At 60.2% G+C, this 14,428-nt stretch carries 13 protein-coding genes; 3 read left to right on the top strand and 10 right to left on the bottom strand.

The window, feature by feature from the left end; translation table 11 throughout:
- Positions 1–25 precede the first annotated feature (25 nt).
- A complete protein-coding gene (locus ACWKWE_RS21280) occupies positions 26–1,573 on the bottom strand; it encodes a catalase (RefSeq protein WP_166598410.1) in 1,548 nt (515 codons plus the stop codon).
- A 270-nt stretch (positions 1,574–1,843) separates the two neighbouring features.
- Between ACWKWE_RS21280 and mscL the strand changes: the two genes are divergently transcribed.
- Complete coding sequence (mscL, locus tag ACWKWE_RS21275; protein WP_166598411.1) at positions 1,844–2,293, top strand: large-conductance mechanosensitive channel protein MscL; 450 nt, start codon at positions 1,844–1,846, stop codon at positions 2,291–2,293.
- Between the two features lie 171 nt (positions 2,294–2,464).
- On the opposite strand, the gene ACWKWE_RS21270 is transcribed toward mscL, so the two are convergent.
- Complete coding sequence (locus ACWKWE_RS21270) at positions 2,465–3,241, bottom strand: ferredoxin--NADP reductase (protein WP_166598412.1); 777 nt, start codon at positions 3,239–3,241, stop codon at positions 2,465–2,467.
- 358 nt (positions 3,242–3,599) lie between these two features.
- Between ACWKWE_RS21270 and ACWKWE_RS21265 the strand changes: the two genes are divergently transcribed.
- Both ACWKWE_RS21265 and ACWKWE_RS21260 read left to right on the top strand, forming a co-directional pair.
- The gene (locus tag ACWKWE_RS21265; RefSeq protein WP_256665454.1) at positions 3,600–3,824 is read left to right on the top strand and encodes a helix-turn-helix domain-containing protein; all 225 of its coding nucleotides are present in this window, start codon (positions 3,600–3,602) and stop codon (positions 3,822–3,824) included.
- Positions 3,825–3,981: 157 nt separating this feature from the next.
- A complete protein-coding gene (locus tag ACWKWE_RS21260) occupies positions 3,982–5,106 on the top strand; it encodes a methyltransferase (RefSeq protein ID WP_483851611.1) in 1,125 nt (374 codons plus the stop codon).
- A 290-nt stretch (positions 5,107–5,396) separates the two neighbouring features.
- On the opposite strand, the gene ACWKWE_RS21255 is transcribed toward ACWKWE_RS21260, so the two are convergent.
- The 8 genes from ACWKWE_RS21255 to ACWKWE_RS21220 form a co-directional block, all read right to left on the bottom strand.
- A complete protein-coding gene (locus ACWKWE_RS21255; RefSeq protein WP_166598415.1) occupies positions 5,397–5,564 on the bottom strand; it encodes a DUF2474 domain-containing protein in 168 nt (55 codons plus the stop codon).
- A gap of 12 nt (positions 5,565–5,576) precedes the next feature.
- Positions 5,577–6,584: a cytochrome d ubiquinol oxidase subunit II gene (gene cydB, locus ACWKWE_RS21250; protein ID WP_483851610.1), complete on the bottom strand. Its 1,008-nt coding sequence runs from the start codon at positions 6,582–6,584 to the stop codon at positions 5,577–5,579.
- A 3-nt stretch (positions 6,585–6,587) separates the two neighbouring features.
- Entirely contained in the window at positions 6,588–8,027 is a 1,440-nt protein-coding gene (locus tag ACWKWE_RS21245) for a cytochrome ubiquinol oxidase subunit I (protein WP_483851609.1), read from the bottom strand.
- 355 nt (positions 8,028–8,382) lie between these two features.
- Positions 8,383–9,318, bottom strand: coding sequence for an alpha/beta hydrolase (locus ACWKWE_RS21240; RefSeq protein WP_483851608.1), 936 nt, complete (start codon positions 9,316–9,318; stop codon positions 8,383–8,385).
- A 176-nt stretch (positions 9,319–9,494) separates the two neighbouring features.
- Entirely contained in the window at positions 9,495–10,436 is a 942-nt protein-coding gene (gene choX / locus ACWKWE_RS21235) for a choline ABC transporter substrate-binding protein (protein WP_166598419.1), read from the bottom strand.
- Between the two features lie 240 nt (positions 10,437–10,676).
- Positions 10,677–12,884, bottom strand: coding sequence for a xanthine dehydrogenase family protein molybdopterin-binding subunit (locus tag ACWKWE_RS21230; RefSeq protein WP_483851637.1), 2,208 nt, complete (start codon positions 12,882–12,884; stop codon positions 10,677–10,679).
- An 11-nt stretch (positions 12,885–12,895) separates the two neighbouring features.
- On the bottom strand, positions 12,896–13,882 hold the full coding sequence (locus tag ACWKWE_RS21225) for an FAD binding domain-containing protein (protein WP_483851607.1): 987 nt from the start codon (positions 13,880–13,882) through the stop codon (positions 12,896–12,898).
- Positions 13,879–14,403 (bottom strand): (2Fe-2S)-binding protein, encoded by a 525-nt coding sequence (locus tag ACWKWE_RS21220; protein WP_483851606.1) that lies wholly within the window; start codon positions 14,401–14,403, stop codon positions 13,879–13,881. The genes ACWKWE_RS21225 and ACWKWE_RS21220 overlap by 4 nt, the downstream gene beginning before the upstream one ends.
- Positions 14,404–14,428 lie beyond the last annotated feature (25 nt).

Genomic DNA, 14,428 nt, shown 5'->3' with positions numbered 1-14,428 from the left:
GGACGTAGTGCCCCCGATTCGCAGGTCAGTCCGAGAGCTGGGCGGCCAGACGTTTGACGTGGACAAGATCGCCCCGCGCCACCTTGGTCACCCCTTTGCCGTAAGATGGATCGGCCTTGTACAAGAAGGAAAGGATGATGTGCTTGCTCACTTCATCGGCAGTGGCCAGTGAAGCACCGAAGCTCTGGATCAGGTCCTTGCGCTCCTGCTTGCTGAACGAGCGGTAAAGCTCACCGGCCTGTTTGAAGTTCTGTTCGCGCTGGATGCGCGCTTGCTGGGTCGTGCCTTCAAGCGGCAACTGGCTGTAGCGCGCCTCGGGCAGTTCCTGACGAAGATGCAGACGGCTTGGCTGATAATTCACACCGGAAATGGTTCGGCCGCTGTTGAGGGCGCCGTCCTGATTGCCATTATTGACCCGAACCCTCGGCGCATTGACGGGCAGCTGACGTGCGTTCGCCCCCAGGCGATGGAGTTGGGTATCAGCGTAGGAAAATACTCTTCCCTGCAGTAGGCGATCTTCCGATGGTTCGATGCCCGGCACTAGGTTCGACGGTGCCAACGCGACCTGTTCGGTCTCCTGAAACACATTGCTTGGGTTGCGGTTCAGCACCATTTGCCCAACTTTACGGGCGGGAACGGCGGGCCAGATTTTGGTCGCGTCGAGGGGGTCGAAATCGAACGTTGGCAAGTCTTCAGGCTTGAGTACTTGCACGTACAGGTCCCATTTCGGGTGATTGCCCTGGCGGATCTGGCTCACCAGATCACGGGTCATGTGACTGAAGTCGCTTGCCTGAACCTTGGCGCTTTCAGCGGGCCTGAGATTCTTGATGCCTTGCAGGCTTTTCCACTGAAACTTCACGTAATGCACCTGGCCGCTCGCGTTGACCAGCTTGTAGGCATGCACGCTGTTGCCGTCCATCTCCCGGTAGCTCGCCGGCGTACCGTAGTTGGAATACAGCTCAGTCAGAGTCCGTGTGGCCTCGGGCACGTGAGACAGGAAGTCGAAGCGTCGGGCATCGTTGTCCAGATTGTTTCGGGGGTCAGGTTTGAAGGCGTGGACCATGTCCGGAAACTTGATCGCGTCGCGGATGAAAAAGGTCGGGAGGTTGTTACCGACCAAGTCCCAGTTGCCTTCGCGGGTGTAGAACCGGGTAGCGAAGCCTCTTGGGTCGCGCAGAGTTTCGGGCGAGTGATTGCCGTGCACCACGGAAGAAAAACGCACGAACACCGGGGTGACTTCGCCCCTCTGGAATACCTGGGCCTTGCTCAAGTCACCGAGATCGTCCGTCACGGTGAACTCGCCGTAAGCCCCGGTTCCGCGTGCATGAACGACACGCTCCGGGATGCGCTCGCGGTCAAAGCGCTGCAGCTTCTGAATCAATTGGACGTCTTGCAATAAAACCGGGCCGGTGGGGCCTGCGGTTTGCGAATTCTGGTTGTCACCGACGGCCGCGCCGTTATCACGGGTGAGGGTGTGAGCCGAGGCGGAGACTGAGACCAAAAACAGGCTAGTGGCGATAAGGGACAGACGGGTCGTTTTCGACAATGCGGTTGAAACAATCGAGGCTGGCATAGATTCACTTCCATTTGGGTTTTCTGAGCGCATTCATGGGCGCCCTAGAAGGCTAAAGCACCTCCCATCGATTAAGGCGCAATCGTCACTCGCAGAAATGAATATGGAAAATTCTCTTAAAATCAGCAACTTACAAACACAAGACCCTTGAATCGACACTTTCGGCAAAACTAACGCGACCAGAACCGGTCGATTGAATGGATTACGCGAGATGCAGGTAGCTGACATACACTGCATTCACCACCCTCATCTGTAACAAAGGAATACACCATGAGCGTACTAAGCGAGTTCAAAGCCTTTGCCGTCAAAGGAAACGTGGTCGATATGGCCGTCGGTATCATTATTGGCGCGGCATTCGGCAAGATCGTTTCGTCGTTCGTCGGCGATGTAATCATGCCGCCCCTGGGGCTGCTGATTGGCGGCGTGGACTTCAGTGACCTGGCGATCACCCTCAGAGGTGCCGAGGGCACGGCACCAGCGGTAGTGCTGGCTTACGGCAAATTCATTCAGACCGTGATCGATTTCATCATCGTGGCGTTCGCAATCTTCATGGGCGTGAAGGCCATCAACCGCCTGAAACGTGAAGAAGCCAAGGCCCCTTCGGTTCCGCCTGCGCCTACCCCACAGGAAACCCTGTTGACCGAGATTCGTGACCTGCTGAAAGAGCAGAACAACAAGCCTGCCGCGCCACTGCCGGTGAATCCTGATCGGTTGGTTTAACCCCTCAACATTGCCTGACATCGGTCACACGACCTGCTGAATCATCTGTGGGAGCGAATTCATTCGCGAGACGTGGGTACAAACGATGGAATTTCATCGGCTGATACACCGCATCGCGAATAAATTCGCTCCCACAAAATATCGTTCGCCTCAAAGACCGTGCGTACATCCCTACCAATAATTCTCCACCGCCACCTGCCCCGGCTTGCGGGTCAGGGCCAGGCGCATGTCGCGGGTTTTGAGCAAGGCGCGGGTGTCGTCGATCATCTGTGGGTTGCCGCAGATCATCACCCGTGAATGTTCAGGCGACAGCTCGACCCCCGCCGCCTTTTCCAGCTCACCGTTTTCGATCAGCGTCGTGATCCGGCCATTGAGCGCGCCGGGATGCGCTTCACGCGTCACCGTGGCGATGAACTGAAACTTGTGGGCGTACTCGGCCAGGTATTCCCGCTGAGTGAGTTCGGCGATCAGTTCCTGATACGCCAGCTCTGCGGCCTCACGCACGCTGTACACCAGTATGATGCGCTCGAACTTTTCCCACACTTCGAAGTTCTGCAGGATCGACAGAAACGGCGCCACGCCCGTGCCCGTCGAGAGCATCCAGAGGTCCCGGCCATCGTTGAAGCGATCCAGCGTCAGGAAGCCCGTCGCCTGCTTTTCAACCATGAGCGTGTCGCCCTCGCGCAACCGGCTCAGCTCGCTGGTGAACTCGCCACCGGGCACGACGATGGAAAAGAATTCGAGAAACTCGTCGAAGGGCGACGACACCACCGAATACGCCCGCCACACCGTGCTGCCGTCCGCCTTTGTCACGCCCAGACGTGCGAATTGTCCTGCGACGAAGCGAAAACCCGGATCGCGCGTCGTGCGCAGGGTGAACAGGCTGGGGGTCAAGGGGGTCACGTCGAGCAGCGTCTGCCGGGTGAATTTCTCTGCACTGGCGGTCATGGGCGCTCCTGGCTCCTGTCACTCAATCAAGTGCGCCCAGTTTCCCGCAAACCGGCCTCGATAAACACCGTGGGTTTGTAGTGGTATCCCTGTCTGTGCCACCGACGCTTGTTAGAGCATTTCGCGATTGAAGCTATCGCGATCAGCGTTGCGAATTGAAAAGAGCGACACGTAACCGATTGATTACATGCGCGTTGCCAAATTCGCCTAAAAAGAAAGCGTCCCCCACTCGTCAGCCGTGCGGCCGACGATAGAAATCACCTAAGGATTCCTTACCTAGACTCCCATTAAAACGGCATTCAATTTTGATCGGTCATGGAGGCTTGTGATGGAACACTTGAGACTGGACCTGATACAGATGAGCAAAGCCGTCGCTTTGCTGCACAGCGGATTGACGCTTAGGGAAATCGAAGTCCTCAAATGGTCGGCAGAAGGCAAGACCGCAGCCGAAGTCGCGATGATTCTGGACGTCAAAATCCGCACCGTGAATTTCCACATTGGTAGCGCGATTCGAAAAATGGGGGTCAGCAACAAGACCTCGGCGGTGGTTCAAGCCGCTCTGCATGGGGTATTTCAGTCGTGAGGCGCCCGATACCCACTCGGTTTTACTGAAAAGGCCGGGTGCCAGGCCGCGAGAAAAACACGTAAAATCGCGGCTTTCGCGAGTCAGGTGGCAATGGTGCATCGGTCACCTGCGCTTCGCCGCCCATCGCGTGCCAACGAACGGAAATTCCCAGCACATGCCCCTGCTTACCACGCCTTTCGCCCAGCTCGACCTGATTCGCCAGCCGGAGCAGTCGGATGAACCGCTGCAGGCGTTCGACGCTGCTGACGAATACTTGCTCAACCACCTTGCCGAGCATGGCCTGACGCTGCAAACCCGCGTGCTGATCCTCAACGACAACTTTGGCGCACTGGCCGCCAGCCTGGCGCCCCACGCGGCAGTGTTCAGCAGCACGGATTCATTCCTCGGCGTACAGGCGCTGGAAAAGAACCTGGTGCGCAATGGTCAGGCCTACGACGCCGTGCCGGTGATTCCAGCCAGTGAACCGCTGCAAGGCCCGTTCGACTGGGTGCTGATCCGCGTCCCGAAAACCCTGGCTTTGCTGGAGGAACAACTGATTCGCCTGCAAGGCCAACTGGCGCCGGACGCCAAGGTAGTGGCTGCAGGCATGATCAAACACTTGCCGCGCTCGGCGGGTGAGCTCATGGAGGATTACATCGGGCAGGTGCAGGCGTCGTTGGCGGTGAAGAAGGCGCGCCTGCTGTTCTGCGCACCCGAGCCGAAAGGCTTTCAGCCCTCCCCGTTCCCGACCCGCTACACGCTGGACGAACCGAAGATCGAACTGATCAACCACGCCAACGTGTTCTGCCGCGACGGTCTGGACATCGGCACCCGCGCCTTCTTGCCTTACCTGCCGACCGGCCTCGGTTCGGCTCGCGTGGCGGACCTCGGCTGCGGCAACGGCGTGTTGGCGATTGCCAGTGCGCTGGCCAACCCCGACGCGCAGTACACGCTGGTGGATGAGTCGTTCATGGCGGTGCAGTCCGCGCAGGAAAACTGGCAACTGGCGTTGGGTGAGCGTGAGGTGGAGATTCGTGCCGCTGACGGCCTCGCAGGGCAGGAACCGGATTCGCTGGACGTGGTGCTGTGCAATCCGCCGTTTCACCAGCAGCAGGTGGTGGGGGATTTTCTGGCCTGGCGCATGTTTCAGCAGGCGCGTTCGGCGCTGGTCACCGGCGGCGCGCTGTACATCGTCGGCAACCGGCATTTGGGGTATCACGCCAAGCTGGCGCGACTGTTTCGGGGCGTGGAACAGGTGGCGGCTACGCCGAAGTTCGTGATTCTCAAGGCCCGGAAGTAAACAATCGGCCTTGGTGATCGCCCTCCTCGCGGATGATCGCCCCCTCCTGTAGGAGCGAATTCATTCGCGAGAGGCCCGTTCGGTCGATGAAGCTGCGTTGACTGACCCACCTTCGCGAATGAATTCGCTCCCACAGTTGCAACAGCGTCAGACCCGAATTTTGCGGTGTTCCCGAACACCTGTGGGAGCGAATTTATTCGCGAAACGGTATTCCTGACGACACATTTCAGCGTCCGCACGGCCCTTTCGCGAATGGATTCGCTCCCACAGGTTGAAGAGGCGCGACTGATCTAATGGGTTTTCATCCCCGCCGCTGTCATGAACATCCGCAACAACGTGGCGACGATGAACAGCGCCAGCACGCTTCCTGACCAAATCACCACCAGCCAGCCCACTCGCTGCCAGAGCGGCTTTTTCTCCGCCCCGTCGTCCTCCCCCAGAGACCCCTTGGTGCTCATCGTCATGTCCCCTTAGTGGTAGCCGTCTTCGTGGGTGACCTTGCCGCGGAATACGTAGTAGCTCCAGAAGGTGTACCCGAGGATAAACGGCAGGATGAACAGCGTGCCCACCAGAATGAAGCCCTGGCTTTGCGGTGGCGAGGCAGCGTCCCAGATCGAGATCGACGGCGGGATGATGTTTGGCCACAGGCTGATACCGAGCCCGCTGTAGCCAAGGAAGATCAGCACCAGCGTCAGCAGGAACGGCGTGTAATGCGCGTTGCGTTCCACCGCCTTGAACAGCCCGTACATCGTCACCAGCACCAACGCCGGAACCGGCATGAACCAGATCAGGTTCGAAGGGCTGAACCAGCGGTCAGCGATTTCGTGGTGCGTCAACGGCGTCCACAGACTGACGATCCCCATCACCACCAGGGTTGCCAGTGCCAGCGGTCGCGCCAGATCGTGCATCGCCTTTTGCAAGGGCCCTTCGGTTTTCATGATCAGCCAAGTGCAGCCAAGCAGGGCGTAGGCCACGATCAGCGCCAGGCCGCAGAACAGCGAAAACGGCGTCAACCAGTCCAGCCCGCCGCCCGCATAGGCGCGGTTGACCACCGGAATCCCGTCGATGAACGCGCCCAGCGCCACGCCCTGGAAGAACGTCGCCACCAGCGAGCCGCCAATGAACGCTTTGTCCCAAAGATGGCGTTTGGCGTCGGTCGCCTTGAAGCGAAACTCGAAGGCCACACCGCGAAAAATCAGCCCGATAAGCATCAGGATCAGCGGCAGGTACAAGGCCTCCAATACGACCGAATAGGCCAGTGGAAACGCACCAAACAATCCTGCGCCGCCCAGCACCAGCCAGGTCTCGTTGCCGTCCCAGACCGGCGCAACGGTGTTCATCATGACGTCGCGGTCGGTCTTATCCTTCATGAAGGGAAAGAGAATCCCGATACCCAGATCGAAGCCGTCCATGACGACGTACATCATGATGCCGAAGATGATGATCACGGCCCAGATCAGTGGAAGATCGATACCCATGGCTCAGTTCCCTTCCCGCAGGCTGTCTTTGTGGCCTTCTTCGCTGCCTTCGTCGGCGGCGGAGAGAGGACGTGCTGGAGTGCGTTTCTGGCCGGGGCCGCCGTGTGGCGTGTCGGCGCTTTCATGGGTCTTCGGCCCTTTGCGCACGAGGCGCATCATGTAGCCGAAGCCGGTGCCGAACAGCATGAAATACACTACGACGAACAGCACCAGGGTCAGGGTCAACTGCCCCACGCTGTGGTTAGACGAGGCGTTGGCGGTGCGCATCAGCCCGTAGACCACCCAGGGCTGGCGACCGATTTCCGTGGTGAACCAGCCCGCGAGCATCGCGATCAGCCCGGCAGGCCCCATGCACATCACGAGCCGCAGAAACAGGCGATTGGTGTACAGCCCGCCACGCCAGCGCAGCCAGGCGCTCCACAGGCCGACGAAGATCATCAGCATGCCCAGCGCCACCATCACCCGGAACGACCAGAAGACGATCAGCGAATTGGGGCGGTCCTCAGGCGGGAACGACTTCAGCGCCGGGATCTGTTTGTCCAGGCTGTGGGTCAGGATCAGGCTGCCGAGGTACGGAATCTCGATGGCGTATTTGGTGCGCTCTTCTTTCATGTCCGGAATGCCGAACAGGATGAGCGGCGTCGGCTCGTTGCCCACGTTTTCCCAATGTCCTTCGATGGCCGCGATCTTGGCAGGCTGGTGCTCCAGCGTGTTCAAGCCATGGGCATCGCCCACCACTGCTTGAATCGGCGCCACGATCAGCGCCATCCACATCGCCATCGACAGCATCCGGCGGATGGCCGGGTTGTCACGGCCGCGCAGCAAGTGCCAGGCGGCCGAGGCGCCAACGAAGAAGGCAGTCGCGACGAACGCTGCAATGGCCATGTGCATGAGGCGATAGGGGAATGACGGGTTGAAGATCACCGCAAGCCAGTCCACCGGAATCACCCGGCCATCGATGATTTCGAAGCCCTGCGGGGTTTGCATCCAGCTGTTGGAGGCGAGAATCCAGAAGGTGGAAATCAGCGTGCCAATGGCCACCATCACGGTCGCAAAGAAATGCAGGCCACGGCCAACGCGGTTCCAACCAAACAGCATCACGCCCAGGAAACCGGCTTCTAGGAAGAAGGCGGTCAGCACTTCATAGGTCAGCAACGGCCCGGTGATCGCGCCAGCGAAATCGGAGAATCGGCTCCAGTTGGTGCCGAATTCGTACGCCATGACCAGCCCGGAGACCACGCCCATGCCAAAGTTGACGGCAAATATCTTCGACCAGAAATGGTAGAGGTCTCGGTAGGTGTCATCGTGGGTCTTGAGCCACAAACCTTCGAGCACCGCGAGGAAACTCGCCAGACCGATGGTGATGGCAGGGAACAGGATGTGGAACGAAACAGTGAACGCAAACTGAATTCGGGCGAGATCGAGTGCCTCTAAACCGAACATAGGTCTTCCTCTAATCAGGTGAAACCGGCTGCAGACACACGGGGCCTTCAGCGACTGCCCCCACGGTGTATTGAGTACGACGGCGTGCCGTTGTTCTTTTTGATTTCGCGCTCAGGCAAACGACCACGCGGGAGTGATGTCAAGCCGCCCGGTCAATCGCTGGAGTGTGAGAAATTGATTCAGGTCAGCCGACGCTGAAAGAGTAGTCCCATTTCGGCACATGCTCCGCGTGGTCATTTGTCGCGTGACGAGTTGCCTCACCCGGGAGGGCAGTGCAGAAGGGGAGAAAGCGGATCAGACGCGGGATAAATGTGCTTTCGCATCTGCGCGGCGCAGGCCGTGAGAGTGCAGGAGTTCACAACGAACGACGCAAAAACCCCAACAGCGCGCTGACCAACCGTCGATACAGCGCGTCCACTTCCGCCACCTGCCCCTTGCCCCGCAGGCTGCCGTGCACGAGCCCCAGTCCCGGGTCGAACTCGGTAGCAACGCCTGCTTCGCGCAAGGCCCGTTCGTAACACACGCCGTCGTCGCGCAAGGGGTCGAACTGGGCGACGGCAATGAACGCTGGCGCCAGGCCACGGAAGTCCGTCGCATTGAGGGGCATTGCATACGGTGAACGTTCGCCCTCGCTCAAATACAACTGCCGGTAAAACCCCAGATCCACTGTACTGAGCAACGGCGCATCGAAACATTCCGTGCGCGATGGGAGGTCGTCGGCCCCGCCCAGTCCTGGGTAAATCAGGGTTTGCCCTACGGGCTGCCGCTGTCCCGAATCGCGCAGGGCCAGGCACACGGCCGCGGCGAGATTTCCCCCAGCGCTGTCTCCGGCAATGGCGATGCGCTGAGGATCGATGTCCAGCCGTTGCGCCTGAATCTGCAAAGCGTGCCAGACCTCCAGGCAATCCTCGAAACCGGCCGGGAACGGGTGGTCGGGGGCCAACCGATAATCGACCGCGATGACCACCGCGTTGAGGTCAACCGCCAAGGTCGCAGTCAGAAAATCATGGGAATCCAGATCCCCGACCACCCAGCCCCCGCCGTGCAGGTACATGACACATGGGGCGGGATGTTCGACAGAAATGCGATGGGGCCGGTAACAGCGCACGTCCACCCCGGCCAGCTGGAAATCCTTGACCTCAAGGTCGGCCGGACGGGTGGGGGTGAAGGCCTCGCACATGCGCGAGTAGGCGCGGCGTTGAGCGGGAATTTCCAGCGAGTCGACGCTGAAACTCAGGGTCTTCTCAATGAAGAGGGCCATTTCTGGCGAGAGGGGATATTCAGTAGGCATCCGCGGCTCCAGCCCGTCTGACGCCGGGGGACAGGGTTGGTATGAACACAAAACCTGTAGGAGCGAATTCATTCGCGATTGGCCAGTACATCCAACGCATTTTCATGGGATGGACGGCCACATCGCGAATGAATTCGCTCCTACAGGGTGACATCAACAGCGCCGACTCACTGCGCTTACTTGTTGACAGCCACTTGCACAGCCGCCGCTGCGTCTTTGCCGTCAAACGTGGTCACGCCATCCAGCCAGCGCTTGGTGTCTTCCGGGTGATCCTTGAGCCAGGCCTTGGCGACGTCGTTCGGGGCCTTGCGGTCCATGATCGGCACCATCATCTGGCTTTCCTGCGCCGCGGTGAATTTCAGGTTGCTCATCAGCTTGTTGACGTTCGGGCAACGGGTCGCGTAATCCGGCGCAGTCACGACGGAGACTGTCGCTGCACCTTCGTTCGGGCCGAACACATCTTCACTGCCGGTCAGGTACGCGATCTTCATGTTGATGTTCATCGGGTGCGGAGTCCAACCCACGAACACCACCCACTCCTTGCGATCCACGGCGCGTTTCACAGCGGCCAGCATCCCGGCTTCGCCCGATTCAACCAGCTGGAAACCTTTGAGGCCGAACTGGTCCTTTTCGATCATGCCCTTGATGTTGGCATTGGCACCGGTGCCTGGCTCGATCCCGTAGATCTTGCCGCCAAGCTTGTCCTTGAATTTGGCGATGTCTGCGAACGTTTTCAGGCCCGCGTCCGCTTCGAATTGCGGCACGGCCAGCGTGGCCTGGGCATCGTTCATGCTCGGGGTGTCGAACACCTTGACCTGATTGGCCGACACGAAGGGTGCAATGTTCTTGTCCATCGCCGGTTTCCAGTAACCCAGGAACACGTCAAGACGGTCATCACGCAAACCGCCGAAAACGATCTGTTGCGCGGCACTGGTTTGCTTCACGTCGTAACCCAGGTTCTGCAGCAACACTTCAGCCACCGCGCTGGTCGCGATCACGTCAGTCCAGTTGACCACGCCCATCCGCACGTTCTGACACTTGGCTGGCTCGGCCGCCATCAAAGCCGTGCTGCTCAGCATCAACACACCACAACTGATCTGACGAATAAACTTCTTCATGCGTGCTCCTCGGGTCGGCTCGTTATTTTTAATCAGCTCTTTTTGGCAGTTTGTTTCTAAACCTTGAAGACCCACGACAATGCGTTGCTGCCGCGTTGATGCAAATTACGCAGCCGCCCTGCCCACGAAACGCACCAGCGCGACCTGTGCTTGCACTGTGGCGACATTGAGAAAGATGGCAGGTTGACAGCAGCATGACGAGTGCCTGTAGGAGCGAGCCCCTACAGGGTTTGCGGATGATCAGAGCACTTTATCCAAGGTGATCGGAAACTCGCGCACGCGCTTGCCCGTTGCATGATAGATGGCATTGGCAATCGCGGACGCGACACCGACGATGCCAATTTCCCCGACGCCCTTGGACCCCAACTCGTTGACGATCTCGTCGTTCTCTTCAACGAACAGCACGTCAATCTCGCCAATGTCGGCGTTCACGGGGATGTGGTATTCCGCCAGGCTGTGATTCATGAACCGGCCCAGAGTGTGATCGGTCTGAGTCTCTTCTTGCATGGCCTGACTGATGCCCCACACCACGCCCCCCAGAATCTGGCTGCGCGCCGTTTTGGGATTGACCACCCTCCCCGCCGCCACCGCGCTGACGACGCGATTCACTCGGATGTTGCCCAAGTCTTCATCGACCAGCACCTCGACAAACACTGCCGAGTGCGTCGCGGTGGCGTAGCCATTGCGCTTCTCGTCGGGTTCGGCGTCGATCTGCACGTCCAGCGTCTCGTGGGACGACTCTCGGACGATGTCGGCGTAGGCAAATCGCTGATCCTGGATGATCAGGTAGCCGTCGCCAAACGCGATGTCTTCCATGTCCACCACCGCGAATTGCGGATGGGCCATGCGCACAGCGTCCAGCAGTTTGGTGCGCACGCCTCGGCATGCCTGCTGTACCGCCGTGCCCACTGATGACACGGTGAACGAGCCGCCCTGCAACGGCGCGGTCGGCAACGAAGAGTCGCCCAGGACGAAAGTCACGTCGTCATGCTTGACCCCGGCGGCTTCGGCCGCGATTTGCACCATGACGGTGTACGTCCCGGTGCCGATGTCGGTGGTAGCGCTACTCACGGTCAACTTGCCATTGGCGTCGATGCTGGCCTTGGCGCTGGCCTTCATCTGCATCGCCTCCCACACCCCGCCCGCCATGCCCCAGCCCACCAACTGCCGGCCGTTGCGCATGCTGCGCGGTTCGGGATTGCGTCGATGCCAGCCGAAGCGCTCTGCGCCTTGCTCATAGCAGGCGATCAGTTCCTTGCTGGAATAGGGTTTGTCCTCGTTGCCATTGCGCTCGGCGAAATTAATCACGCGCAGTTGCACAGGATCGATTCCGGCAGCGCAGGCCAGCTCGTCCATCGCGCATTCCAGCCCGACCATGCCCGAAGTCGCGCCCGGCGCCCGCATGTCCAGCGGGGTGTAGACGTCCAGCGGCGCGAGTTTGTAGGTCAGTTGTACGTTGTCGCACTGGTACAGCATGCCGCTCCACTCGACGACATGTTCGGTGAAGTCCTCAAAGCGCGAGGTCTGGCCGATGACGTCGTGCCCCACTGCCACCAGCCGGCCCTCTTTGGTCGCACCGAGTCGCAGGTGCTGCAAGGTGTTGGGGCGGTAGCCAAAGGTGAACATCTGTTGGCGGGTCAAGGTCACACGAACCGAGCGTTTGAGCTGCAGCGCCGCCATCACCGCCAAGGGCAATTGGTATTGCGGACGCAAACCTGAACCGAACGCACCGCCCACGAACGCGGCGAAAATGCGGATCTTCGACTTGTCCAGGTCGAACACCTTGTGCAGGTAGTCCTGACAATTCTGCGGGCCTTGGGTCTTGTCGTGGATGTGCAGGCTGCCGTCGGGCTGATAGAGCACGGTCGAGGCGTGGGGCTCCATCGGGTTGTGATGTTCGTTGGGGGTGCTGTAACGGGCGTCCATGGTGAACGCCGCGCTGGCCATTCCTGCGTCGAAATCACCCCTCGGTTTCGGGGTTTCCGCCGGGGCCGTATGAGCGCTGCCTTGGACGGCGAGCAGACTCGTCTGGTGAGCCTCGGTCTCGTACTCGATGCGGATCAGCGAACCGGCATGGCGCGCAATCTCCAGCGAGTCGGCCACGACCAGCGCCAACGGCTGGCCGCTGTAGAGCACGCGATCGTTATAAAGAGGCCGAAATGGCGACCCCTCTGCCGAGTCGGCGTCTTCGTAATCCTTGTCATAGCTGGCGACGTGCGGGCGATTGAGGTGATCGATCACAGCCACGACGCCCGGCACTTGCAGCGCCTGCGACGTGTCGATGTTGATCACGCGCCCTCGGGCGATGGTGCTGGAGACCACGCTCCCATGAAGCAGGCCCTTTTCCGGGTATTCACCCGCGTAACGGGCCTGGCCTGTCACTTTCAGCACGCCATCGACTCGGTCCAGTGGCTGGCCCACGGGCGAGACGCGACCGGGTGGAAACATTTTGGCGTTCATCAGGCATTCCCTCCCACGGCGGCGTCGCTGAGCGCACGGACGATAGCGCGACGTGCCAGTTTGATCTTGAAGGCGTTGTGCTCAAGCGGCTGAGCGTCGCGCAGCATGGCGTCGGCGGCCGCCACGAAGTTTTCCCGTGAGACCGGTTGGCCGATCAGCGAGCGCTCGACCTCTTTGTCGCGCCACGGCTTGTGCGCCACGCCGCCCAAAGCCAATCGCACCTCGCGAATAACATCGCCGTCGAGCTCCAGCGCGGCGGCCACAGAGACCAGCGCGAACGCGTAGGACGCGCGATCACGGATTTTCAGGTAATGGCTGTGCCGCTGAAACTGCGCAGGGGGCAGTTCAACGGCAGTGATCAGCTCATCGTCCGCCAACTGATTGTCCCGTTTGGGAGAGTCGGCCGGCAGGCGATGAAAATCCGCGAATTCGATCGTGCGTTTCCCGGCGCGCCCTTCGACATGAACCACCGCTTCAAGCGCCGCGAGCGCGACACACATGTCTGACGGGTGAGTCGCCACGCAGTCGTCGCTGGCGCCCAGAATCGCGTGAATCCGGTTCAAGCCTTGTTTCGCAGGACAGCCAGAACCCGGCTCGCGCTTATTGCAGGGGACTGTCGAATCGTAGAAGTAGTAGCAACGGGTGCGCTGCAACAGGTTGCCGCCGGTGCTGGCCATGTTGCGCAGCTGAGGCGACGCGCCAGCGAGTACGGCCTGTGACAGGAGCGGGTAACGGGTTTCGATCAACGGGTGCCAGGCCAGGTCGGCATTGCTGACCAGCGCGCCGATCATGACGCCGCCTTCGGGCGTCTCGCGGACGTCCTTCAGCGGCAGTCCGGTGATGTCGATCAAGTGCTCGGGGTGGGCGATGTTCTCCTTCATCAAGTCCAGCAGGTTGGTACCGCCCGCGATGAAGCGGCTGGCGGGTCCCGCAAGGTTGATGGCTTGAGCCACATCGGCTGGCTTGCTGTAACTGAACGGGGTCATGACTGGCGCCCTCCCTGACCGGGTGCGGCGTCGAGTTGAGGCAGCACCTCAACGACGGCCGCACGAATGTTGCTGTAGGCGCCGCAACGGCACAGATTGCCGCTCATCAGCTCTTTGATGTCGTCTTCGGTGTGCGCGCGCCCTTCGTTGGCCAACCCAACGGCCGAGCAGATCTGGCCCGGCGTGCAGTAGCCGCACTGAAAGGCGTCATGTTTGATGAACGCCTGCTGCATCGGGTGCAGGGTGTCGCCTTCGGCCAACCCTTCGATGGTGGTGAGTTCGGCGCCGTCGCACATGATCGCCAGCGTCAGGCAGGCATTGATGCGCTTGCCGTCGCGCAACACGGTGCACGCCCCGCATTGGCCGTGGTCGCAGCCTTTTTTGGTGCCGACCAGATCGAGCTGTTCGCGCAGCAGGTCAAGCAACGTGGTCCAGGGTTGCACGTTCAATTGCCGGGGTTGGCCGTTGAGCGTCAGGGCAATGGAATGCTCTGCGAAGGCCTGTGGGTTCGTCGCACTCATGGGAAAGCCTCACGGTTGTTACGCA

The sequence above is a fragment of the Pseudomonas salicis genome (genome assembly GCF_057128705.1).
This window is presented reverse-complemented; position numbering and strand designations above follow the sequence as displayed.